Origin of the sequence: Acidovorax sp. NCPPB 3576 (assembly GCF_028473605.1) — a bacterium.
In the GTDB taxonomy this organism is placed as follows: Bacteria; Pseudomonadota; Gammaproteobacteria; order Burkholderiales; family Burkholderiaceae_C; genus Paracidovorax.
In genome coordinates this window covers 2,404,946-2,428,056 of the sequence record NZ_CP097267.1, presented here as the reverse complement: position 1 = coordinate 2,428,056, position 23,111 = coordinate 2,404,946, and the positions used below count along the sequence as shown (strand labels likewise).

18 protein-coding genes and 1 pseudogene are annotated in these 23,111 nt (G+C 58.7%); 7 read left to right on the top strand and 12 right to left on the bottom strand.

Annotation, left to right across the window (positions count from 1 at the left end):
• Nucleotides 1–5 precede the first annotated feature (5 nt).
• From M5C98_RS11110 to M5C98_RS11080, 7 genes and pseudogenes are all read right to left on the bottom strand, one after another.
• Complete coding sequence (locus M5C98_RS11110; RefSeq protein WP_272552773.1) at nucleotides 6–1,037, bottom strand: hypothetical protein; 1,032 nt, start codon at nucleotides 1,035–1,037, stop codon at nucleotides 6–8.
• Nucleotides 1,021–1,563: a PFGI-1 class ICE element type IV pilus protein PilL2 gene (gene pilL2 / locus M5C98_RS11105; RefSeq protein WP_272552771.1), complete on the bottom strand. Its 543-nt coding sequence runs from the start codon at nucleotides 1,561–1,563 to the stop codon at nucleotides 1,021–1,023. Before pilL2 ends, M5C98_RS11110 begins: the two co-directional genes overlap by 17 nt.
• Before the next feature lie 850 nt (nucleotides 1,564–2,413).
• Complete coding sequence (locus tag M5C98_RS11100; protein ID WP_272552770.1) at nucleotides 2,414–2,647, bottom strand: hypothetical protein; 234 nt, start codon at nucleotides 2,645–2,647, stop codon at nucleotides 2,414–2,416.
• Between the two features lie 30 nt (nucleotides 2,648–2,677).
• Nucleotides 2,678–2,958 (bottom strand): annotated as a pseudogene (locus tag M5C98_RS11095) (hypothetical protein).
• 143 nt (nucleotides 2,959–3,101) lie between these two features.
• Nucleotides 3,102–3,275: a hypothetical protein gene (locus M5C98_RS11090; protein ID WP_272552769.1), complete on the bottom strand. Its 174-nt coding sequence runs from the start codon at nucleotides 3,273–3,275 to the stop codon at nucleotides 3,102–3,104.
• 65 nt (nucleotides 3,276–3,340) lie between these two features.
• A complete protein-coding gene (locus M5C98_RS11085) occupies nucleotides 3,341–3,607 on the bottom strand; it encodes a hypothetical protein (RefSeq protein ID WP_272552768.1) in 267 nt (88 codons plus the stop codon).
• Between the two features lie 37 nt (nucleotides 3,608–3,644).
• Nucleotides 3,645–4,073 carry an XRE family transcriptional regulator gene (locus M5C98_RS11080; protein ID WP_272552766.1) on the bottom strand — a complete coding sequence of 143 codons (429 nt, stop codon included), beginning with the start codon at nucleotides 4,071–4,073 and terminating at the stop codon, nucleotides 3,645–3,647.
• 284 nt (nucleotides 4,074–4,357) lie between these two features.
• Between M5C98_RS11080 and M5C98_RS11075 the strand changes: the two genes are divergently transcribed.
• Both M5C98_RS11075 and mobH read left to right on the top strand, forming a co-directional pair.
• A complete protein-coding gene (locus M5C98_RS11075) occupies nucleotides 4,358–4,798 on the top strand; it encodes a hypothetical protein (RefSeq protein ID WP_272552764.1) in 441 nt (146 codons plus the stop codon).
• Nucleotides 4,799–4,866: 68 nt separating this feature from the next.
• A complete protein-coding gene (mobH, locus tag M5C98_RS11070; protein WP_272552762.1) occupies nucleotides 4,867–7,458 on the top strand; it encodes a MobH family relaxase in 2,592 nt (863 codons plus the stop codon).
• Nucleotides 7,459–7,890: 432 nt separating this feature from the next.
• Here mobH and M5C98_RS11065 read toward each other — a convergent pair whose 3' ends face one another.
• Both M5C98_RS11065 and M5C98_RS11060 read right to left on the bottom strand, forming a co-directional pair.
• Nucleotides 7,891–9,162, bottom strand: coding sequence for a hypothetical protein (locus M5C98_RS11065; RefSeq protein ID WP_272552761.1), 1,272 nt, complete (start codon nucleotides 9,160–9,162; stop codon nucleotides 7,891–7,893).
• A gap of 502 nt (nucleotides 9,163–9,664) precedes the next feature.
• On the bottom strand, nucleotides 9,665–10,648 hold the full coding sequence (locus M5C98_RS11060; RefSeq protein ID WP_272547916.1) for an IS5 family transposase: 984 nt from the start codon (nucleotides 10,646–10,648) through the stop codon (nucleotides 9,665–9,667).
• Between the two features lie 207 nt (nucleotides 10,649–10,855).
• Here M5C98_RS11060 and yjjJ point away from each other — a divergent pair, with 207 nt between their 5' ends.
• Entirely contained in the window at nucleotides 10,856–12,226 is a 1,371-nt protein-coding gene (gene yjjJ, locus M5C98_RS11055) for a type II toxin-antitoxin system HipA family toxin YjjJ (protein ID WP_272552759.1), read from the top strand.
• 32 nt (nucleotides 12,227–12,258) lie between these two features.
• Here yjjJ and M5C98_RS11050 read toward each other — a convergent pair whose 3' ends face one another.
• Complete coding sequence (locus M5C98_RS11050) at nucleotides 12,259–13,215, bottom strand: DNA-binding protein (protein WP_272552758.1); 957 nt, start codon at nucleotides 13,213–13,215, stop codon at nucleotides 12,259–12,261.
• A gap of 158 nt (nucleotides 13,216–13,373) precedes the next feature.
• On the opposite strand from M5C98_RS11050, the gene M5C98_RS11045 reads away from it, so the two are divergent.
• From M5C98_RS11045 to M5C98_RS11030, 4 genes are all read left to right on the top strand, one after another.
• On the top strand, nucleotides 13,374–14,429 hold the full coding sequence (locus M5C98_RS11045) for a site-specific integrase (RefSeq protein ID WP_272552757.1): 1,056 nt from the start codon (nucleotides 13,374–13,376) through the stop codon (nucleotides 14,427–14,429).
• Between the two features lie 559 nt (nucleotides 14,430–14,988).
• Nucleotides 14,989–17,034: an ATP-dependent nuclease gene (locus M5C98_RS11040; protein ID WP_272552756.1), complete on the top strand. Its 2,046-nt coding sequence runs from the start codon at nucleotides 14,989–14,991 to the stop codon at nucleotides 17,032–17,034.
• Nucleotides 17,031–18,782 (top strand): UvrD-helicase domain-containing protein, encoded by a 1,752-nt coding sequence (locus M5C98_RS11035; RefSeq protein ID WP_272552754.1) that lies wholly within the window; start codon nucleotides 17,031–17,033, stop codon nucleotides 18,780–18,782. The genes M5C98_RS11040 and M5C98_RS11035 overlap by 4 nt, the downstream gene beginning before the upstream one ends.
• A gap of 163 nt (nucleotides 18,783–18,945) precedes the next feature.
• On the top strand, nucleotides 18,946–19,584 hold the full coding sequence (locus M5C98_RS11030; protein WP_272552753.1) for a DUF2026 family protein: 639 nt from the start codon (nucleotides 18,946–18,948) through the stop codon (nucleotides 19,582–19,584).
• A gap of 366 nt (nucleotides 19,585–19,950) precedes the next feature.
• On the opposite strand, the gene M5C98_RS11025 is transcribed toward M5C98_RS11030, so the two are convergent.
• A complete protein-coding gene (locus tag M5C98_RS11025) occupies nucleotides 19,951–22,053 on the bottom strand; it encodes a hypothetical protein (RefSeq protein WP_272552751.1) in 2,103 nt (700 codons plus the stop codon).
• A gap of 420 nt (nucleotides 22,054–22,473) precedes the next feature.
• Nucleotides 22,474–22,878: a hypothetical protein gene (locus M5C98_RS11020; protein ID WP_272552750.1), complete on the bottom strand. Its 405-nt coding sequence runs from the start codon at nucleotides 22,876–22,878 to the stop codon at nucleotides 22,474–22,476.
• Nucleotides 22,879–23,111: the final 233 nt, after the last annotated feature.

Genomic DNA, 23,111 nt, shown 5'->3' with positions numbered 1-23,111 from the left:
CATGGTCATTGGCCCTCCACCGACAGCTGGACCAGACGGCCCTGGCCCACGTCGAACGTGGCGCGGCGCGCGGCCACGTCAATGGATTTGAGGGTGATGCCGTTGTAGGAGTCGCCCTGTTGCAGCACCCGCACGCGCTGGTCCGCGGTCTCGCCGGTGCCCACGACGATGGAAGGGCGGCCGTCCCAGAGGTCAACGGACAGCAGTTGGCCGGCGATTTTTGGCTCTTCCGGCTTGACCGCTGCGGCAGGCTTGGCGGCTGGAACGCGAGGCCGGACCTGGGGGCGGGTGGCCGACACGGCGGCGTTGGCAGCAGGCACTGCGGGAGCCGCCTGGCTTGGCGGGCGCTGCGTCAGCAGCGTTTCGATGCGAGCGAGCTGGGACTCCAGCCGCTCCAGCCGCTGGTCCTGGACGCCGGTGATTGCCACTGTGCCCAGTGAAGCCGCGCCGGGTTCAACGGTGCCCGGTCTCGGCGTGCTGGCCGACTCAGGGGCGGCGTCAATGGCGGGCAGATCCGGGTACGTCGGCTCCGGCAAGGCCTGCGGCGTGGCGACGCTTGAGGTCACCGCCGATTGCGATGCCGGCGATGACGCTGCCGCCGTGGTAAGGCTGGCCGCAGGGCTCACCCCAGCTGAGACAGGATCGGCCTTGGCGGGATCGGCAGTGACCGAAGGTTCGGCCGGTTGGGCAAGTGCTGCAGGCTCTGGCGCCAAGGCGGCTGCAGAGCGCGTCAGTCGGCCATAGGCCACCCAGGCGATGCTCGCTAGCAGCAAGACCAGGATGAGGGTCGTAGCCTTGCCGAATGGCCGGCGCGAGCGCGTACCTGTATCCACAGCCGATGCCGATTCCGGGTCATCCGCCAGCGGCATCGCGGCGGTGTCGGGGTGCCATGCCCGGGCAGCATCCTGGCCTTCGATTCTCTGGCCGTCCTGGCGATGCACGTCGTCCTGGTGGTCCAGCAGGAGGTCGATCTCGTGATCCTGGTGCGTTTGCGGGCCGGGCTCGTGCGCCGTGTCGCGCTCAACGTGCTGCTGCATCGTCGGCCTCCTTGGCATCGGCGGGTGCGGCGTCCAGCGGCACGCCCGGTGAAGACCGAGCATCCCGGTCGGCCACGGCTTGCGTGGACGCACTGGCCGAAGCCTCGGCAGCGTGGGTCTGCGTCAACTGGGCATAGGCAGGCGTCACGGTGAACCAGAGACGCCTTTGCACCGGATCGCGGTGCCACTGCCAGGTGGTCCCCAGCAGCAAGTCCAGGATGTCCTGCACTCGGTAGGGACCTAACATGCGTTGCGACTCGGGGAGCGGCAGTGCCAGGAAGCGAGAGGCTTCGGGCGAGAGAGCGGCGACATCGACCAGCTGCCAGCCGGTGCGCAGGAGCGTATGGCGCACGGCGTCCCCCACGGTCCTCACCTGCTGGCGCGGGAAGGTGATGGTGGCGAAGACGGCGAGCGGATCGCTCGCGCTCGCTACCGGCACCGCCTGCTGCGTGCTGTAGCGGCCGATGCGCACCGAGCCATCTCCTACCGCCTGCGCCTTTGCCGGCATCGCCAGCCAGCCAAGCACTCCTACTGCAGTTGCTATTGCCGCTGCACCTGCCGCCCTTGCGTGCGCCTGCCCCATGAATCCACCACCTGTAGAGAAAACGCCCGCAAGCCGAGAGACTGCGGGCCAAAGACGTCACCCATCCGGGAAACGTCGCCAATGGCCGGCAGTGTCTTTTTTGTAGGTGGTGGCCTCAAGCCGAAACCCTCCGCCACGTGGCGGACGGTTTACGCTTGACGATCGTTCCGCACAGTGGTAGGCATGAAAAATTGCGGAATTCTGCGAAATGCCATAGGTGAAAGACGCATGCACGAGAAAGGCGCCCCCCAGGGCGGGGGGCCTACGGGCAAGGGGCTTTCTACGGGCGCAAGGGGCCTATCCAAAGGGCGTGCGTCCTCCTAAATCGTCGGACGCACGAAAGGGCCTACGGGGACAGGGGAAAGGGCTTTTACGGGAGATGAGTCATGGGCCGGCGGCGGGGCGCCGGCCCATGATCCCGAAAGGCCATGCAGCACCCGAGGCTGCAAGGCCAAAGCCCGGCAGCGCTCGGAGGTCGATGATGAAAGGGGGCAGCCCTACCGCCGCGACGAATTCCAACCTGTATTTGTTATATGTTATATGTTGTATGTTGTATGTTGTATTTCAATACAACATACAACAAAAAGAGCGTGCAGCAGGTGATGCTGGAGGGGTGAATCAGCCTATCGGCGGCCGATGGGGCAACGTCGAGTAGATCCAGTGGCAAGCGTTTCCACGCAAGAATGCCGCTCTTGCCCTGTCAGCACCTGCCCCAGTTCTGGCCAACCACACTGGCGCAGCGGGCAGAAAAAAGCCCGCACAAGGCGGGCCCGAAGGCGTGGAGTAACTTGAATCAGTGCCAGAGTTTGGTGATCGCGGCAAAGAGGCCCACAGCAGCAAACATGGTGCCGACGCACCATTTGATGACGTCCGCTTTCAATTCCCCACCATCAGCTTTAGTGAATAGTTGAGCTGCATGCAAGGTGTAGCGCTTGTCGATCTCCTTGTTGATCGATTCGGCCACGGCTTGCGCATCCTCGGGGGACACATTGATCTTCACCAGTGCGCGATAGATTTCCAGTTCCATGTTGCCAGTTTACTCCCCAACAACTCAAGATCAACGCTCCCGACCTGGAGCAATCTGAATCGTCCCCACGCCCGTTACTCGCCGAGGCGAGAGCCAGTGCACCCACAGTCCCCGCATCCAGGCGATCGCGTACAGCACGCACACCACGAAGATGCCCCATTGGTCGGCTTTCCAGGCGGCATAGAACCAGAAGGGCTGACCCAGCATCCCGAAGATGCAGGCCCACCGCGCTTGCGCTGGACACGGGACTGCGAGAGCCAGGCTGCCGCAGCGCCCAGAATGGCGATGGCGATCTGGTCCACGGTGGTCAGTCCAGCCGGACCTCGAAGTAGCCGTCCTCGGCCTCGCCTTGCAACTCGCCCAGGCCAGCTTGGCGCGCTACCGCAGCGGCCTTCGCCCAGCGGTTGATCGTCGCCAGGGCCCGCGCGCGGGCTTCGGGCGAGGCGTCATCGTCCTACTGCTCCTGAATGCGCTGCACGGATGCGAGGGTTTCCACGATGCACCCCGGCCCTCCGAGCAGGCGCTCCAGGGAGCGAGCGTAGGCGGCCTCGGCCGCAATGCGCTCGCTCGCGGAAAGGCTAGGGCAGTCGCGCAGGGCAACGGTGTATCGGGTCTCGATGGCATTCATGGCGCTCTCCAAAAAGCTGTATGAAACACCAGTATATCGATACGGCCTTTCTGCGGCATCCCATTTCAAGTCTCGACCAGTGCCGGCGCAACAATCTTTCGGTCGAGGGGGCTGCCATGCCGCCACTGCATGCCGATGCCTTCCACCCAGGCATCCAGCAGTTCAGGGGTCACGGGCTGGTCGGCGCGCAATTGCGCGGCCACCTCGGCGATGGCTTGCTGGTAGCCACGTCGGTAACTGCCCTCCGACTGCACGTCTGCGGGACCGATGTCGGCCCCAGGACGCATCGCACCCCCAACCAAGCCCGCCAGATCCAGACGATTCAATCTCATAAGAAACTCCCTTTTTTAGTCGATGAAACCCGCACGATCACGAAGATCTGCCGACCTCATCCGCACGGGCGATGGCAAGTATCACATCCCGCGCGATGCGACGTGGTGCAGCGGGCAACTTGAGAAACGCCTCGACTACCTGCCGGTCTTCATAACCCATGGGCCGAGACGGATTGGGCGTTTTCGTCGGCCTGCCTGAAGGGACGGTTGTGCCGTGCATAAGGTCGTGGACAGGCACCCCCAGCCAATCGGATAGCACCTGCAGCTTGGGATAGCTGGGAATGGTCTCTCCCATCAACCAGCGGCGCACGCCATGCAGCGTGATGGGCTTTTCGGCCGGGTGTCGGCTGTTGAACTCGCGCTGTAGCACGGCGGGCTTGGCCGCATAGCCAGCGTTTTCCATAGCCTGTCGCAGTGTTTGAGCGAACTGCTGCTTCATGTCAGGCGATTGTTTCATGGTCTGCATTCATTCCCTTTCTTTCTTGTTTCATCGCATGCGTAGCAGAACCGGGCCGGCCAAGCAAGCGTAAACCCTCCGCCATGTCGCGAACGGTTCTCGCTAGCGCGCCCAACAGATCGTCTCTACAGTGCCTCGCCATCATGGAAGATGCACTGGACTCTGAATTCTCGCCACCCACTCCTCCGCAGCAACCGCGGCTGAGGGCGCAGCACAGCAACCCCGCACCGAACGCGGGATGGCCACATTCTGGCCGCGATGCACTGGACCACGCTCACGCGGTCTATTCGATCGTGCAGCACCTATCCACGCTGGGCCTGGCCAGCTGGACATCGAGGCTGCTGCAATGGCTGGGCCGCTACGATGGGCTGGAGCGCCACCTGGAGGACTGGCAAGCGCCCAACATCTGCGTGCGTGACGTGTTGCTCAGGCATGTCTGCCGCATCCCCGGTGAAGCTGCCGCAACCCTGGATTTTCGGGTGGCCCACGCCCGCCGGCTTGCCATCGTGCAGGATCTGCTAACCCTGGACCTGGTGCGTGTGCGCGCCTGGTGGGGCAATGAGCACCGGCCCGAGGCATCCGCTTGCTTCTGGAGTCCGCTGGAGCAGTGCTGGCTGGACTTCATCGAGATGCCGCATGGGGACGAGGACTGGCTTTGCGTCGATGACAGCCGCCCGGCGTCGAGGCCATGGCTGCAGCAACTGTCCCGCTACCTGCTGGTGCTGCCAGCATGAAGCGATCGCTCGAATGGCTTCGCAGTCGATGGGTCGATGCAGCAGGCCGAATGCTTGCGGGGCAGGGCATGCCTGCTCGTGCCTCCATTCCCGCCACGGCGCCTACCGTTGCCAGGTCGTCCACACCCACCACGCCGCGGCGCATCGCCGTGGAGGGCTCGGAGCAGGGGTGGCTGCGTCTGTTGCCCGCCGACGAGTTGCTGGCGTGCGTGAACGCGGACAAGGCGATGCAGGACATGTGGCGCCAGTCGCGCCTGGCGCAAAGCGTATGGCAGCGCGATCTGCTGCCCGCGATCCACCGCTACGCCGAGATGGTGCAGTTGATGCCGGCGTCCGAGGCCCATCACCACGCGCATGTGGGCGGGCTGCTGGCCCACACCCTGGAAATGCTCCTGGCAGCCATGACCTGGCGCAACGGGCACTTCCTGCCCGAGGGCGCGCCCATCGAGCAGATCGACGCGGAGCGCGACGAGTGGACCTACGTGGTGTTCTTCTCCGCGCTGCTGCACGACATCGCCAAGCCGATGACGGATCTGCGCGTCACGTGGCGCACACCTGGAGCAACGGAGCGCACCCGGTGGAATCCGATCGGGGGACCGATGACGAGGATTGAGCGGGGCAGGGCGGCGGAATACCTGGTCGAGTTCGCTCCGAAATCCGCAAGAGACTATGGCGCGCATTCGCGCCTGGCGGTCACGCTGCTGGGCCAGATCGCGCCGGCCACGGCGGTAACGTTTCTTGCTCGCCGGCCGCAGACGCTAGAGGCGCTGACCCGCTTCCTCTCGGGCACGAAGGATGGGCTGGTGGCGAGCATCGTCGGCCGCGCCGATCAGGCATCGACCCAGCGGGCTTTGCTGCACGGCAGCCGGGCGCGGTTCACCACCAGCAATGCGATCCCGCTCATCGACCTGCTGATGAATGCGGTGAAGGCCATGCTGCGCGCGGGCACCGCGCTGCCGCTGAACCGCTCGGGCGCGGCGGGCTGGGTGCATGACGGCTCGATGTGGTTCGTGGCCAAGCGCCTGGCCGATGGCGTACGCAACTGGATCAAGGACCATGCCCCCGAGGAGGCTGTGCCGGGCGAGGCCAAGAACGACCGACTGTTCGACACCTGGCAGGAGTATGGCTGCATCGAGGTCAATCCGCACAGCGGCCAGGCGATCTGGTACGTGACGGTGCAGGGCCAGGCCCAGGCCCAGGCCCAGGCCCAGGATGCTGCAAGCAGTACCGACAGTGCAGCAAGCCCGCAGGAAACTGCCGCAACGCATCAGGACTCGGCTGCAACAGGCTACAGCCACTCGCTGACCATGCTGAGGTTTCCGCTGGCCAAGCTCTATGACGATCCGAGCCAGTACCCGCAAGCGATGGCTGGCCGCATCGTAGTGCGAGAAAAACGCAAGGATGAAGCAGGCGATGCTGCGCCGGAGGATGGGGCAGGGCATGTATCGGTGCAGCAGGGTGCCGAACGCGCTGATGAAGTGAGTGCATTGGGGCAATCAGACAACGATGCGGCAGATCTCGCGCCAGCGCCCCAACCTGCGGCAACCCACACGCCGGAAGCTGGAGCAAAGCCCAACAAGCCCAAGGCTGCGGCAACTTCGCCAAAGCCCAACGAGAACCAACTCAAGGCCCCCGCGTTCAACCGGCCCAAGCCCAAGCCTGCGGCAGGATCGAACGGCAATGCGCAGGAGACTGCGGCAACTCCTGCAGCGGTCACACAGACAGCTGCGCCAGGATCAGCCGCCCCGGCCCAGGCATCAGCGCCCGCCGCTGCCGTACCGGCCAAACCGCCTGCACAGGCGAAGGTACCCCAACGCATTGAGCCCACGTTCCCGCCACTGGACGACGTGATCCGCATCGGGGGCAACGACGATGGTTTCGATGCCGACGATGGATGGCTGGACCAAGACGATGACGTTCGCGCTGCCGCATCCGCGCCAGTGCCGCCTCGCACACCGAGCCCACCATCCAGGCCCCCTGTCGTGCAGCCCAGGACTGCACCAGCTCCAAGTGCCCGGCCGACACCGTCTGCGCCGGCACCAGCGCAGGCCAAGGTCGCAGCGAAGCCGAAGGCGCCCTCGGCAGCGCCAGCGCCAGCGCCGGTGCAGTCGCCAGCTCCAGCAGCGCAAGCGCAAACGCCCGAGACAGGCTTCGTGCGCCCGCTGTTCTCTTCGGCACCTGAAACTTCCGCGCGCACGACGCCCACTCCCGTGGTCATGGCGCCGCACCTGCCCGAACTTCCTCATGAAGCGGCCGCCCGCAAGGCCGAGCCCAGCGAGGTCGCCATCGCCTTCATGCGCTGGCTGCAAAACGGCCTGGCCAGCCGCGAGATCAAGCACAACGAGACCGGCGCTGCCGTGCATTTCGTGGAAGAAGGCATGGCGCTCGTGTCGCCGCTGATCTTCAAGCTCTACGCCCGCGAAACGGGTCCAGCGACCCAAGCGGATGCCACCGGCCTACAAGTGCAGCGCGAGGTCATCAAGGCCGGCTGGCACCGCATGACCTCGGGCCAGGGCAAGGGCCGCGTGAACATCCTGCGCTACCAAGTCGTGGGCCGAGGCGGCGCCAGCGTCGGGCGGCTCGCTGCGGTCGTTCTGGCCGAGCCCGACCGCTGGGTGGTGCCGGTGCCGCCAGCCAACCCGGTACTCAAGCTGGAATGAGTCGCCGATCACGCTGTAGGCCCCGCAACTCATCGAGTAAGGTTGAAGTCAGAAAAGAATCGGATTGACACATAAACGATTGTTGAACAATTGACACGAGTAGTGGATGCACCTACAGTCCAACCCGTGCGATTCAGCGAAGGGAAGTCGCAACCGCTTTTATCTGCATCTATCTGTCGGGATATTGATCCCATTTTTTAATATCCACAGACTAGATACGATGTATATTATGTAAAATATAAAATACGTGAGTTCTGAACCCGTTTGCGGGATTCAAAGGGAAGCCAGGCCCGATGGCACGCAACACCTTGATCCACCGGAGCTGTCCGACAGCAAACACCCCCTCAAACCTTCGTTTCCGCGACACAACCTTCCTAACGTCAAAGAATCACCGTTTAGAAGGACATTGTTGACGCACTGTTCCGCGTCAAGTTAAGCCTTCCCATCAGGCTTGTGCTGGTCCACTGTTTTGGATTCGGCCTCAGGCAGTACACCGACATTTGAGACCAGCGCCAGACACTTGCTGTAAGAACTCCAGTGAGGGTCTAGTCTTTTCCAACCAGAGGCAATGGAGTCGTTGTTCAAAACTATGACTCGCGTGTATTCGGCTATCAGGCTGCCGCTGCCAAATGCATGAGCTATAAAACCCAAGATGAAAGCTCGATCACCACCCGCGTGACTTTCAAACGCTCCTCTAAAACTAGTCAAATTAGCGGATCGCAACTCATTTGCACATTGAGCGTCTCGCTGCTCATCAGCCAGACTCGCAGCCAGACGCACTATTTTTTTTATGCACCCTGCTGGCCAATCGGCATCTTTAAAGAGCAACTCAGACCCTAGTCTGACGTCACGCGGTGTCAACAAAACGCTGGGAGATTCAAGGCGCGTCTCAAATAGCTGTGATAGAGATCGGCCAAGAGGTGGAAGCAGATAAATGCATCGGAGGAAGTTACGCATAGAATCGACCTGACACCGCCACGCTATACATTCAATAGATGGTGCAACAAAATCAGCTATTTTCAGTTTTCTGATCTCTACCACCTTCAGATTTCCGAAGTAAATTAATTCCACCGCGAGGCGGGCGCGAAAATCTACTCCTGACGTCAGCACCTCTGAGATCCGATCCCAAGCTTTGATACTAAGGGTTTGCCTCATGGTTACTGCGGAAATGTTTGCGGCGATTCCATGCCTAGCTGTTCCCGCCCTTACCGCACGATTTTCTGCAATTTGAGGCATTGCGGCATAGCCAACCCTGCCCATCCAATTGAATAGTGAAGACAATGCGAACATCACTTGCCTTACAGACGCGAGTGATAACGGGCCTCTAAAGGGCCGCCATTCCGGTGCACTCCTCGCCCCTGCAGTTCTGTCGATCCAATCCAGCGAGGGTGTGGGCGCTGCAAGAAATTCCCAGAAGAAGTTTATATCCATATCATCCAGCGATGAAAGTGCTTTTCCCTGGACAAAGCAGGACCAGTTCAGCACTTTTTCAGCTGCATTGCGGTACACCCCTACCGTCGCATGTGCTAGGTGGTCATGGGTCAAAAGCCACTCTTTAATTGCGTCAACGTCGTTATCTGCGAGAATTGATTTGATCCCGTGATTTAGGCGGTTGCGGCCATGCTTTCCATCAAGCTCAGGAGGTGCGTTAAACCGTTCCAATGTAGCGATTGAGAATATTCCGACTTGGGGTGCTGTGTTCATTGGATATCTCGTTTAAAAACAGCCGAAGGGGCCGAGATAAGGTATACAGTGCCAGGGCCTCCAGGTATATTTGGAACGCACATTGTGCTTAGTCCATCTGGCCATGGACGACTCTGCGAGCCAAATCTGTGGTCCCAGAGCCCCACAACCTCCATCCATTCTGCGTAGCTCTCGGGTCGATCATAGTCCAGCCCCTTCAAGGCTTTGGCTAGTTCTTGCGCTGCTGTAATGTCTAAATTAAGACATCGAAACGTGAAATGCGCCCATGCGACGTCAGGCGCGGACCAATCCACCGGCCAGAGCAGTAGTACGGGGCGAAGGCTTAACTGAGTGGAATTGGCTAGGGAAGGTCTGCAAAACCCCATTCGTCAGCCCGGCACAGCCTGATGTTGAACGGAAGGTCCGCCTGATTCCTGCGCAATCCGCTGCTTAGGCCCGATTGGCACGGTTTACAGGCCCGTTTCAGCCCTTGCGGCGCCACCTCGGCACCCCGCAGACGCACCTATCCCTGCAGCGCCAGGATCCGCTTCCTGGCCATCCACAGATTGCCCAGCGCAAACAGCATCATGAGGCGCGCCGTGTTCTTTTCCAGACCTCGGTAGCGCACCTTGGCGTAGCCGAACTGCTGCTTGATCACGCGGAACGGGTGTTCGACCTTGGCTCGCACGCTGGCCTTCAGGCGCTCGGCTTTGTCCAGCAGCTTGTGAAGTTCCCGCTCGGGATCAAGTGCCTTGCGTTTGCCCGGGCGCATGGCCACGTGCCACTTGATCTTGGCCTTGGCTTTGCTCCCTTGCATCTCCTGGCGCTTGTCCACGCCCTGGTAGCCTGCATCGCCCCAGGCATGCTTTTCTTTGCCATTCAGCAGGCCTGCTGCCTGCGTCACGTCGTTGACGTTGGCGGCTGTGCCGATGACGGTGTGCACCAGTCCCGAGTCGGCATCCACGCCAATGTGCGCCTTCATGCCGAAGTGCCACTGGTTGCCTTTCTTGGTCTGATGCATCTCGGGGTCTCGCTCACCCTCTTTGTTCTTGGTCGAACTGGGCGCTGCAATGATGGTGGCGTCCACGATGGTGCCTGTCTTGAGCATCAGGCCCTGCTGGGCCAGACCGGTGTTGATGGCAGCCAGCACCTGCGGAGCCAGTTGGTGCTTCTCCAACAGATGGCGGAAACGCAAGATGGTGGTCTCATCGGGCATGCGCGCTGCACCATCGAGGCCGGCGAAGCGGCGGTACAGGGGCCGCTCGTGCAGTTCTTCTTCCATGGCCGGATCGCTCAGGTTCCACCACAGCTGCAGGCAGTGGATGCGCAGCATGGTTTCGATGGGGAATGGAGGGCGGCCACCCAGGGCCTGGTGCGCGCCCCGGGCGAACGGAGCAATGAGGGCCACCAGCGTTGCCCAGGGCACAACCTGGTTCATCTCTTCGAGGAAGATCTCCTTGCGGGTCTTCTTGGGCAGTGGGTCCAGGCCCAGGGTGTATTGATCCATGGCGCCATTGTCTTGAATGCTTGGCGCTGGGGGAGGATCAGGCGGGGAGGTTTTGCAGACCTTCCCTAGGAGGGCGCACCACCTTCTTCAGAGATTGCGCTACTGATTTTTAGTTTGCGATTAATGGCCCGCCAAAAGCCCATGCCTCCACTCGCTAGCCTCGCCCGTAAGCAGCTGCGGCTTGGCCCGCGCACCACACGTCAACTTATGGCCGCGCTCAATGTGAGCAGGTCCACTCTGCGCCGAACACTGCAGGCGCTGGGCGACCAGGTGATCAAAGTAGGTGCAGCCCGATCCGTTAAGTACGCACTGCGCGACCCCGCCCGTGCTGACGGGGAGGCCGACGTGTTCCGTATCACGTCGGCAGGCGTGCTGCAAGAACTGGGCACTCTCGTGCCGGTCTGCCCAGAAGACTTTCAGTTGATTGGGGCCTCCGCTCCCCACGCTGACATGAACACCGGCTGTGGGCACCGCTCCGGCTTGCCATGGTGGCTGATAGACCTGCGGCCCCAGGGCTACCTCGGACGCTCTTTTAACCTACGCCACGGCGCGCAGCTTGGTTGGCCTGAGCGGTTAAGCGACTGGGGTGACTTCCAGATAATGCGCGCGCTATTGATTGCGGGTGGCGACTTGCCCGGAAACCTCCTCATCGGGCGCGCGGCCCGCGAGCAAGTCCTCAACGGCACGCCGCTGGCGCCGATCGCGCATGCCGACATCCCCCAGGCCTATGCCGATCTGGCACAGGCTGCTGCCCGGGGACATTTGCATGGGTTCGCAGCCGCCGGGGAGCAGGCCAAATTCACAGCCTATGTTCAGAGGGAGGACGGCAGCGCCAAGCACGTGCTCGTGAAGTTCTCCTCTGCCGTGGTCAGCCCCGTCAGCGCGCGCTGGCGCGATTTGCTGCTGGCCGAGCACTTGGCGCTGGCGGTCCTACTAGACGCGGGTATCCCTGCGGCGCGCTCTCGTCTCGTCGACCACGGTCAGCAACGCTTCCTGGAGGTCGAGCGCTTTGACCGCATCGAGGCGCGTGGTCGATGTGGCCTGCACTCCCTTACCGCGCTCGATGCGCGGTTCGCAGGGACCGGTGGGAGCTGGCCTCAGATTGTGCGGTCGCTGTTGTGCCGCAAGGTAGTGGCCCCTGACGCGCTGCCAATCACCGAGCTGCTCTGGGCTTTCGGTACCCTAATCGGCAACACCGACATGCACAACGGCAACCTGTCGTTTCTCTCCGAAGATGGCCAGCAGTACAAACTGGCACCAGCGTACGACATGACGCCCATGGTGTTTGCGCCCTCCGCCGGGGGAGACTTACCCATTCGGAATCTGGAGCCAAACGTGGGAACCCAGGTGCCGGAGCTCGCTTGGCTGAAGGCGTTGCCGCTCGCCACGGAGTTTGTGCGTCGATTGCGGACCAGCCCAGGGTTCTGCGGCGAATTTGAATCCTGCCTCGCCATGCTCTCGGGCTATGTCGGGCTGGCGCAAGAGAGAATCGAACGCCTCTCTGCGGAAACGTCGGGCCATGGCGCTCGCATTCAGACATTAGTGGACAGTCAGTCCGGTGCATGCAACACCCTTTAGTCACCGCACTAGAATTTTTGATATCGAAAGCTCTAGCGTTTGATCTTGCTCTTTCGAACTTTCACCGGCGGGGTTGATTCTTCAGTCAAGTTTGGAGGCAAACGATCTCGAAGTTCGTGAAGAACAGCAAACATGTCATTGCTTCGCCCATCCAATCTTGCTTGAAGACCTTTGATCTGTTCAAGAGCCGATTGCAGGTCTTGGGACAAACCAGCTTTATCCAGCAGCAGGGCGCCGATTTTGGTCTCGAACTCGCGAGCCCTGTCTGTCGCATCTGCCAGGGACTTGGTAGCTCTCTTTTGGTCGCTTTCCATCAGGACCGAAAGTCGCTTTGCTTCCTGACGTGCCCGGTCCACTTCTCCGTTGAGTCTCCGTTCCTGAGCCTGGGCGCGATCTTCAAGCCGAGAGCGCTCCGTTTGGTGCTCCAGCTCCCGGGCCTCCCGGCTGCGGCGATCAGCATCTGCGACTCGCCGTAATTGCACGTACTCAGTTCGCAGGGTGTCAATCCCCTGCTGACTGCTCAGTAATTGCTGCTTCAGGTCCTCGATTGAGCGACCAAGATCTGCAATCTGAGCGTCTTTGACCTGCATCGCCAACTCGTATGCCGCGCTGCGGTCCACCTGGCGCTGCGTCTCCTTTGCCAAGTGATCCCGTGCTTCCCGCAGGGCCACGGCTTGCACTTCCAACTCTTCGCGAGATTCCACCAAATTAGCAGCTGCTTGGTCTTCCGCGTGCTGTAGAGCTCTCCCCCACATGGTTTTCGCGGCTCTAGCGACAGCGGCGGGAAGAAGAAGGGCCGCCCCCGAAGCGTCACGCTCGTCATCCGCTGCGTGCTGATGCAGTCGCTTAGCCAACGAACCGTACCAGCCATCAAGCATAGGCCCCACTGTGTTGGGAGAGCCGCGTCCCAAATGCTGTCGTACTCGTTCGATCGTCGGCCGCTCGCCGAGGCTGAGCACCGCGTCGGCGGCGGCCCAAACTTCTTCCATCTGAACTCCGCGCGGACCTCTCAAACTTTTCATGTGCAACCACCCTACCCTTGCATTAAAATTACCAACGATAAGTGATTGTTATCGCGACCTATTTCGAAGATGGCTAGTAAACAATACGTTGTACATATGATTTTATCAACTGCTGTGAGTGCATCATGCGTTTGCCTGCTCTGAACGACTGCCCAGCGCTCAACCCTGCTGAGTTGTCGTCCGCCACCGAAGACGCAGTCAACGAACTCCTCAGGGAAGGCGAATCGGCAAACACGATCGCCAGCTATCGCAGCGCGTTGCGATATTGGGCTGCTTGGTTTGTGCTGCGATACGGGGTCAACATTTCGCTGCCTTTGCCTGCCAGTGCGGTTGTCCAGTTCATCGTGGACCATGCGGAGCGGACTACCGCGGCGGGCCTGAGGCATGAGTTACCAAAGGCCATTGACGATCTTCTTGTGAAGGAGAGATTCAAGGGCAAGCCAGGTCCAATGGCTCTCAACACGCTTGTGCATCGCATCGCTGTGCTGTCAAAGTCACACCAACTACACGACTTCAAAAATCCTTGCCAGGATCCAAAAGTGCGTGAGTTACTGGCCAAGACGCGGAGGGCTTATGGCAAGCGTGGCGACATCGCTCACAAGCAAGACGCAATCACTCGAGAGCCACTGGTGGCCATGTTGGAGACCTGTGACGACTCATTGCGTGGTCGGCGTGACCGCGCCCTCCTCCTGTTTGCATGGGCGACTGGAGGCCGTCGGCGTTCCGAAGTGACCAGTGCTGACATGAAGTGCCTGCGGCGGACCGGCCCAGATTCGCTTATCTACACCCTCGCTCACTCCAAGACCAACCAGAATGCTGCGGATCGTCCGGAGAACCAAAAGCCCATTGAAGGTCAAGCGGCTCAAGCGTTGGAAACCTGGCTCAGGGTGTCAGGGATTTCAGAAGGCGCGATTTTTAGGCAAGTTCGCAAGGGGGGGCATCTGGGCGCCCCACTCTCCCCCGCCTCGGTTCGTGACATTGTTCGCGATCGTGCACGCATGGCTGGCTTGCCCGAGCAGTTCTCGGCTCACTCCCTGCGGTCAGGCTTCGTGACGGAAGCCGCCATCCAAGGAGTGCCCCTTAGCGACACCATGGCCATGACTGGGCACAGGAGCGTGGCAAGCGTTTTGGGCTACTTCCGCGCAACTGCAGGTAATAAGGCGGCCAAGCTTTTAGGGTAGGCCCTGCCTTGTGGGTTGCCACCTATTGTCTTGCGAAAGGCAGTTCTTCCGAGTGCAGGTGTCTCGCGCCCTTGTGCAAGCTGCAAGTAAGCATAATTCTGTAACATTTGGCTACAACTCCCATGGAGACCACATGAAATCTGTCCTCATCGAAGCATGTTTCCTTGCCACCAGCGCCGCTGCGTCTGCAGCGATGGTCGGTAACGTCAGAGCTAGCAACACTCTATTCATGAGCGGCTGAGCCTCGTCGATTGCGTTTGAAGTGGGCAATCGCAAGGGCAGTAAGCGGATGGAAGATATTGGGCGGTTTAGCAAAGGCACCCACTACGTTGGTGGCGGTAAGTGAGGTGCGTCATTCGCAAGCCATTGCTCAAGAAGTCGACTGCAACCCGCACCTTGATAACGCGCTAATTGCAATACAGCCTGAGGATCTGCTGCGTCTTAAGTGACAAATGTCCTCTGATGCAACAGCAGAAACAAATAATCTATTACCGATCGAGTCGGAATTTATCAAGCAAGGCCGTTCGTAAGAGACTCGCTTGCAACAGAGGAGCCCCAGATGCGCTTGAAGAACATCGTTGTCCAGAATTTTCGTCTATTACAGGATGCCGGGCTAGTGCTGGAGGATAGGACAACGGTGGTTGTTGGGCGAAACAATTGTGGAAAGACATCGCTCACGGAGGTGATGCGGCGCCTCCTGGAGGATGGCAGCCCGACATTCCGTCTCGAGGACTTCTCGTTTGGCACGCATCAGGCATTCTGGGAGGCGTTAAAGTCGTCCTTGCAAGGAATTGACGATGATGTCGTTCGGCGGGCCCTGCCGACCATCGAGATCCGGCTAACCTTTGAGTACAAGGTTGAAGAGGCGCTTGGAACACTCAGCGAGTTTATCGTCGACCTTGACCCCCAATGCACAGAAGCCTTGTTAGTTGCAAGCTACGGACTTAAAGATGGCAAGGTGAAGGAGCTGTTCGCCGGACTTGACGTACCCGACCACTCTGCGACTGAGGAGCAAGTTAAGGCTGCCAAGGTTGCTTGCTTCAGAGCCTTACGCGATCGCATCCCCGAGCTTTTTGCGATTACCTTCGCTGCCGTTGACCCCAACGACCCCGAAAACAACAAGACCATGGAGGGCGCGGCGCTTCGCAGACTCTGCGGCAGCGGCTTCATCGGCGCGCAGCGTGGTCTTGACGATGTCAGTCAGAAGGATCGTGCGGTCATTGGCAAGGTTTTGGAGAACCTGTTTACGACTGCTAAAAGCAATGCTTCCGATGCTGGGAATGGCATCGCCGGAGACCTTGAGCTCGCTGTCGCAGGTATTCAGGAAAAAATTGGCGAGGACTTCAACGTCAAGCTCGACGAGTTGCTGCCGGCTCTCTCGTTGTTTGGATATCCCAGTCTTGGTGATCAGCAGAAGCTCAGGACGGAGACTACTCTAGACGTTAGCCGCCTGCTGACCAATCACACCAAGGTCCGGTACACCGGCGTGAATGGAGTTAATCTCCCAGAGGGCTACAACGGTCTAGGAACCCGCAATCTGATCCTCATATTGCTGCAGCTCCGCGAGTTCTTCAAGGTTTATGCCGCAGCCGAACCACGCCCCGGCACTCAGGTCATTTTTATCGAGGAGCCGGAGGTACACCTCCATCCTCAGATGCAGGAGGTCTTCATCCGTAAACTGGCGGAGATCGCGGCGACGTTTAGCGCAGAGCTGGGTAGCCAGTGGCCCGTTCAGTTCGTTGTGTCGACTCACTCTTCTCACCTCGCGAATGAGGCCCACTTTGAATCGATCCGGTACTTCCTCGCCTCGCATGGAGCGGATGGTCAACCGTCTCAGACAGTGATCAGGGACCTTCGAAAGGGACTGGCCGGCAAGAAGGAGCCTGATCGCAGCTTCCTGCATCAGTACATGACACTGACTCGGTGCGACCTGTTTTTTGCAGATAAGGCTGTGTTGATCGAAGGGACCACGGAAAGGCTGCTGTTGCCACGCATGATCAAGACGCTCGATGCGGGCATAACCCATGGGAAGAAACTGGGGAGCCAGTATCTATCCGTGATTGAGATCGGCGGCGCGTACGCGCACATATTCTTCGACCTTCTGAAGTTCTTGGAGATCCGGACTCTTGTCATAACAGACATCGACGCAGTCAAGTCAAATGGCGCGGGAAAATATGTAAAGTGCGAAGTTCGCCACGGCGAGCGGACCAGCAACGCCTGCTTGAAAGCATGGTTCAAGCCCGACATTACGACCGCAGAACTACTGGCCGCGACCGACGAGTCAAAGATTAACGCCAAGACCCGGGTGGCTTTCCAGCAAGCTGAAGTGGCCAGTGGGCCGTGTGGGCGCAGTTTTGAAGATGCTTTCATGCTGGCAAATACAGCGCTATTCCCTCTCGCTGGTCCTGGCGATGCGGAAAGGGAGACACAGGCCTGGGAAGCTGCAGGCAAAGTCAAGAAGTCGGATTTTGCACTGGAACACGCTTTGGCCGAGGATACTTGGAAGATTCCGCGGTACATCTCTGAGGGGTTGATCTGGCTTGCTAAGGACGAGGCACCACTGCCGTCAGGCACCGGAGCAGTTACAGCCGGAGAAACGCCATGACTGAGGGGCAGAACCCTAGTGCCGCGCTTCTGGCCGCGCAGGCTGCTGACGCCCAAGTCGCTGCCTGCATTGCAGGCGGCGAAAGTTTTTTGCTTGAGGCGGGGGCGGGAGCCGGCAAAACCTATTCCTTAGTCGAGACCCTCAAGGGGTTGATCGCCTCGCATGAAGCAAAGCTGCGACTGCGCGGACAACGGATTGCATGCATTACTTACACCAATGCGGCTACCGCGGTGATCAATAGCCGGATTGATGGCAACCCAATCGTCCTAACGGACACCATCCATGCTTTCTGCTGGTCGCTCATTAAGCAATTTCAGGGTGTGCTGAAGCAGCTCGTGCCGACGTTGGACAATTGGCCAGAGCGCATAGCTGAATCCCAGATTGCGGTAGCGAGCCAGCGCGTGGAATACGAGTTGGGCTATCGACGAATTAATGACACGACGATCTCGCTTCATCATGACGACGTTCTGTCGCTTGCTGCGAAATTGCTTATTCGACCGAAGTTTCAGGCAGTGCTCGCGGATCGATTCCCATATTTACTCATCGACGAGTACCAAGACACTAACCAAGCTGTCATGGATGCCATCAAGGAGAACCTCATTGGCCGGCCTGGAGGACCTTTGGTCGGGCTTTTTGGTGATCATTGGCAACGCATCTACGAAGATACTTGTGGTCACGTTGCCGACCCCGACCTGAAGGAGATCGGTAAAAAAGCGAACTTCCGGTCTGCGACGGCAATCGTCGACGTGCTCAACGCTATGCGGCCAGCGCTTCCTCAAGCCGTGGACGATGTGAAATTCATTGGCTCGGCAGTTGCGTTTCACACTAACGGCTGGGTAGGTCAGCGTCGTCCGGGAACTGGAGGAGGCCATTGGAAGGGCGATCTCCCCGCTGAGGAGGCCCATCGATTCCTTGAGGCAATGGTGGCCAAACTGGCTAACGAAGGCTGGGACTTCGCTGCGGACAAAACCAAGATTCTGATGCTGACGCACAACGTGCTTGCGAATGAGCAGGGCTACTCCAACCTCGCAAAAGTTTTCCCATATACCGATCTGTACATCAAGAAGCAAGACGACTACATCGCGTTCTTCGTCGAAAAGCTTGAGCCGGCTTGCGATGCGTTCTCGCGAAGACGTTACGGTGAGATGTTCGAACTACTGGGAAGCACCGCACCACGCTTTGAGTCGCACAATGCAAAGTTGAAATGGTCAGCGTCAATGGCCGAACTTGCGGCGCTAAGGGGAACAGGAACAGTTGGTGACGTCATCGCTCATATCGACGCCGGAGGTTCTATCCGTTTGCCTGAAAAAATTCTCATGCGTGAGAAGGAGGCAAAAGAGTTCGTACCTTTAGATGGTGAGAGCGTCCCGAGCCGAATCGAGCTAACAAGGAAGCTGCGGAACATCTTTTACAGCGAGGTTATTGCGCTCGACAAATTTATCAATGGCCACACGCCATTTGCTACAAAGCATAGTGTTAAGGGCGACCAGTTCGAGAACGTCTTAGTGGTCTTAGGCCGCGGCTGGAACGTGTACAACTTCGGGCAGTACCTTGACTGGGCCAAAACAGGCCAGATCCCCGCAGATAAGCAGGATGCGTTCGAACGATATCGCAACCTTCTCTATGTCGCCTGCTCGCGCCCCACCACGCGCCTAGCATTGCTTTTCACTCAAGAGCTTACGGATCAAGGAATCGCGACCTTGCATACTTGGTTTGGTGACGGGTCGGTCCATGCATTTCGTCCCTGACAGCGGAATATAGCCCACGAACATCTGAATGGAAAGGACGCCAGTTATTTGTGCGTCAACAGTGGATGCTTTGTTGCATAAGCTGGCTTGGGCTCGGGCTTGAGCTATGCCCAATAGAAAGCATTGTTAACCATATCGGCACACTCGATCTGAACTGGACCCGATGAAAGCAAAGCCACTCATCCCCCTGCTGGATTACTTGCGCATCCACAACGTCATCAGGTCTGTGCTCGACAGTGTCGATGCCAATACGGCCCATGCATGCATGTTCTTCAGCATAGCGGGGGCTGCCATACTTCAGGAGTTCTACAAGAAGGATGCGACTCCAGTCGCCGGCGCCGCGTTTTTACTTCTCGAAGAACAACAGCGCAATACCATGTGCTTTGCAAGCCTGGAACAGGGGGAAGTTCGGAGCACAGCTTCTTCATTCCATGCAATGGTGCTCTGCAATGGCTACGTGATTGACTTTATGACACCGCTCTTTCCGGAAACTTGTGAGGCCTCAGGGTATCCATTCATTGTGCAGCGGCATATGTTCCAGAAGCGATGGGCAGATATGGCCCCTAGTCATGAACAATTGAATCGCGCGGGCGATTTTCACTTTGTTCCAAATCCTGAGTTGACCTCTGAGTTGCTGCAGTCGTTTTTTCACAATCCCGCCAGCCGGGATCTGGTCAACATCTGCCTGCATTGGTTCAAGAAGCCGCCGAAATCGATTGTTTCTCAGTTACATATGCAGAACGACTTAGGAAAAATTTCCCGAATCCGACTGCAAAGCGGCTTGGTATCCGGCATGTGGTGATCTGTTCCGTGAGTTGCCAGAGTTGCCGTTCTGGACGGGTGGCGTTCAGCGACTGATGTTGGCCTTTTCAATCTTCTGTGCTATTCGAGAATGAGGCCAGATTTTCGGAGTTAATTAAATTTTGACTCACGACAAGGCTCGTTTGGCTACTCAAAGAAATCATATCCAAAAAATAGGCAAAGGAGCTAAAGCGGCGAATAAGATGCCCTCGCCTGAATGGAGCCTCAAAAACTGTTCTATGCTCGGATAAAAATAGTGCCCCTTCTGGTGAAATTTACAAATGGTCCCGACTGACCATTGGCTGGCACAACCATTTCACAGGGGACAGCATCCTCAGAATTATTAAGCCCGTCACAGTAACAAAGATTACCCGCCACGAATCTGCTGGATGCGCTCAAAGTCGAAGTAAAAGTCTGCCGATCCTGTCGACGTGTGTCGTGTCATCTGCAGCGCCTTCCAGAAGCTAGTTGTGTCGTGGACATCGTCGAGAAGAATAAGCAGCTGCGGCAAGCTCAGAAACCAACAGTGAAAGAAGGGCTGCTTGCGCCTATCTTCTTGCAGCGCCAAATGGGTCACTTGCTGCCTAATTTCCGCCAGTGCCTTGTTGAGACCATTAAGCCTAGTATTTAGTGCAGGGTCCTGCACAGAATATGAGACCCACAGGCTGGACTGCAACATCTGCAGCAGGTAATCACGACTTTGAAAGGATCCGTAGTCCAAAAGCGCGAGAGCTACTCGTTCGATATCGCGGCCTCTGCGCTCAAGTCGGTAGGTTCCAGTTTCGCCTTCCAGATCAAGATGCCCCGCGCTGCGAATGCGGACTTCGTGCCAGCCCGCCTGGGCTTGCGCCGCCATCATGCTGCCAGCCAAGTCAATCAGTAAATGAACATCAGAGCCCGCCCTTGCAACCCTCGTCAAAGGCTTCTTCTTTTGCTCTATGAAAACGATCCGCTCGTCGGTCTCCACGACAGCGTCGCATTCACCATGTTCTTGCGCAAAGTCGTAGTCACCGCCGTGCACGGGAACGTTTCTAATGCGCAGCTCCTCACGCAGAAAAGCTTCTGCCTGCAACCCAACTTTGTCATCGGAACCACGGTCGACCAAGCGGAGTTGGGCAAGGAGCGCCTCAAGAAATGCCGGCGCGCACACGGACCTATCCGCAAGAACAAACCGCGCCCCAGGCATACGCAGTAATGGGCGCTGACCAAAGGTTATTCCCTCATCCGCCCTCTCGGCTGGTCCCGGGATATCTGTGGGCCTGGAGTATTTCGAATTCACGGCCAGCGAAGAATGACTCATGACACTCTCAAGAATCGTACTAACGAGCTTTGGGGGGATGTGGGCGAGCTGACCTTGCACCGACTTCAGGCTAAAGATAATTGGGCCGCGGGTCTCGGGGTGGGTGTCAAGAATGGCCCCGACGACATCGAATGCCTGCTGTAAGGTCCACCCCGCGGGCATAGGCAAGTCCAATGCTCTAAAGCGCAATAGGCCGTGGCAGAGCTTGAGCGCGTCAGATGGTCTGAGCTGAGGCAGTCGGAACATGGTGTCGTAGAGAGCAGCCTCTCTCATAATCGATAGTTGCCTTTCGGCCGACACGTTGTGGAAGACAATGTTGCTGTATTGATGAACATCCATCACCGCTGCAATGTCTGCCGATAGCTCAATAATCTCTGCCCATGTGGCGGCCGTATTGGCGAGAGGCCGTTTCCCGTGGAGGTGCTTGACTGCGAGATTGAAAAGATACCCCCAGGGCACCTGGCGCTTCCCGGCCGTGTCGGACAGGAGGGCTACCCTTGGGATCAGGTGGTATCGCTCCTGCTTTGTCGAATAAGCGCTCTTTTCCAGAAACGCGAACATTGATCTGAGCAGGTTGAGTCCACCCAGTCGTGCGATCAGTTCCTCAAGCCTCGCGACAGCAGCTCCCTCACCGATATCAGTCAAATTGAGAATCCCGGGGCCAAGCTCGATTTCAAAGCCGCGTGCCTTCAGTGCCCGCGCCGCGCAGGCGACCACAAATTCGCGCGGCTGAAATTGAGAGGCATCAAGACCCGACGGTGGGTTGAGCTTAAGTAGGTCCTGCGCGGCCTGCACCGCGTCGCCCCAAGAAGCTCTTGGCTCTTCGCCGTCAACATGCTCGAAGTTGGTCGCGCCGTGAATGAGATTGAGGATCTCCAAATACGGCTCCAGCGCCCGCTCTAAGATTACATGCTCTCTAATCAGATCGGTCCTGAGCGCGTGACAGTGAGCGCGCGCGGTCCCGCCAACATTGGCGAACGAATCTTGAACCTTCCGATTAAGAACCTCTCGCACGCGGCTTAACTGAAATGAGCCATCCGGATCTATGCCCGCATACTCATACAGTTCTGACGGCGCACCACTGTGCGGGACAAGCGGCGGCGTCTGAGCAACAAGAACTCGGAATTCGTCAAGCGAGATGTAGTGCATATGATCAGCTGTCGTCAGCATTCGAGTTTTCGCAAAGGGCATACGCAGGTGTGCCGTGAGAAGGTAGGCGATGCTAGATGCCGCTCGATGTCGCGAATTAACGCCATCGTGGGAACCGCAGGAGGAAGACGCCTGAGGTACTCGGCAGTTCTGCGGAGCAAGTCCGCAGTCTCCTCGCCTTGCTCGCTGTTCCCAGTAATCGTGACGGCACCAAGACATGCACGACGACAGAAACTGCTCACTTGTCTCCGTAGACTGCTTGGCCGCCCAGCCCGCAAAAGGCCTCGGCTTCCGCTTGACTTCACTCCTCGAAGCTGCGATGGGGTCTCATTGGCACCTCGGCGATGAACGCGGCCCGCACCGCGTCGCCACATGCCATCCTGAGCCTTTGGGAAGCCGGAGCGGTAAAAGGCCCTCCAGCATGCACCATTTTTTTCCCCCTCAGAAAATTTGGAGTGTGACTTGCCCATCCGCGCATCTGCGGTTGAGCTCCTGAAGTCTATTCACAGCCTTGCCTTCCAAGCGCGAGCTAAACAGACGATAGAAAAGACGCTTCAGGCCTCCGGCCTCACCCATCACCATGTCGATGAGGTCTTTCTGGTCATGGACCACTACCTCATTGACGATCAGCCCAGCGGATCCGACAGTAAGCAGGTACCGGGGATCATTGTTCTGGTAGACATCCCCCGAACCGTTGTAGTCGAGAAGCGTGCCTGGAGTACGCTTGTAGGGCACATCCCAATGCAAAGGGTCGCTGACATCACCACCCCAACTACAAACCAATTCTGCACCACGCTCCGCCGGCGCCGTGTTGCGCTGCTCGCCCAATATGCCGAGGAAATTCATGCCTCCGTCGTACGATTGCGCTGACCCGGAACTGTGAAACTCTCTGCCCTCTGCGATCCGGAACGCATTAAAGACCGACGTGATGTGGCGCAACCCTCGCGTAGCCTCTCGGCCCACCTTGCCCGCAGCCCCCTGCACTTCTCTCATAGTTCTCCCTCATCAATCCGTCAGCACACTGAGGTAGGCGTTGCTCTGAAATCCAGAGTACCAGCCGGAGCGCACATTTCAAGCGA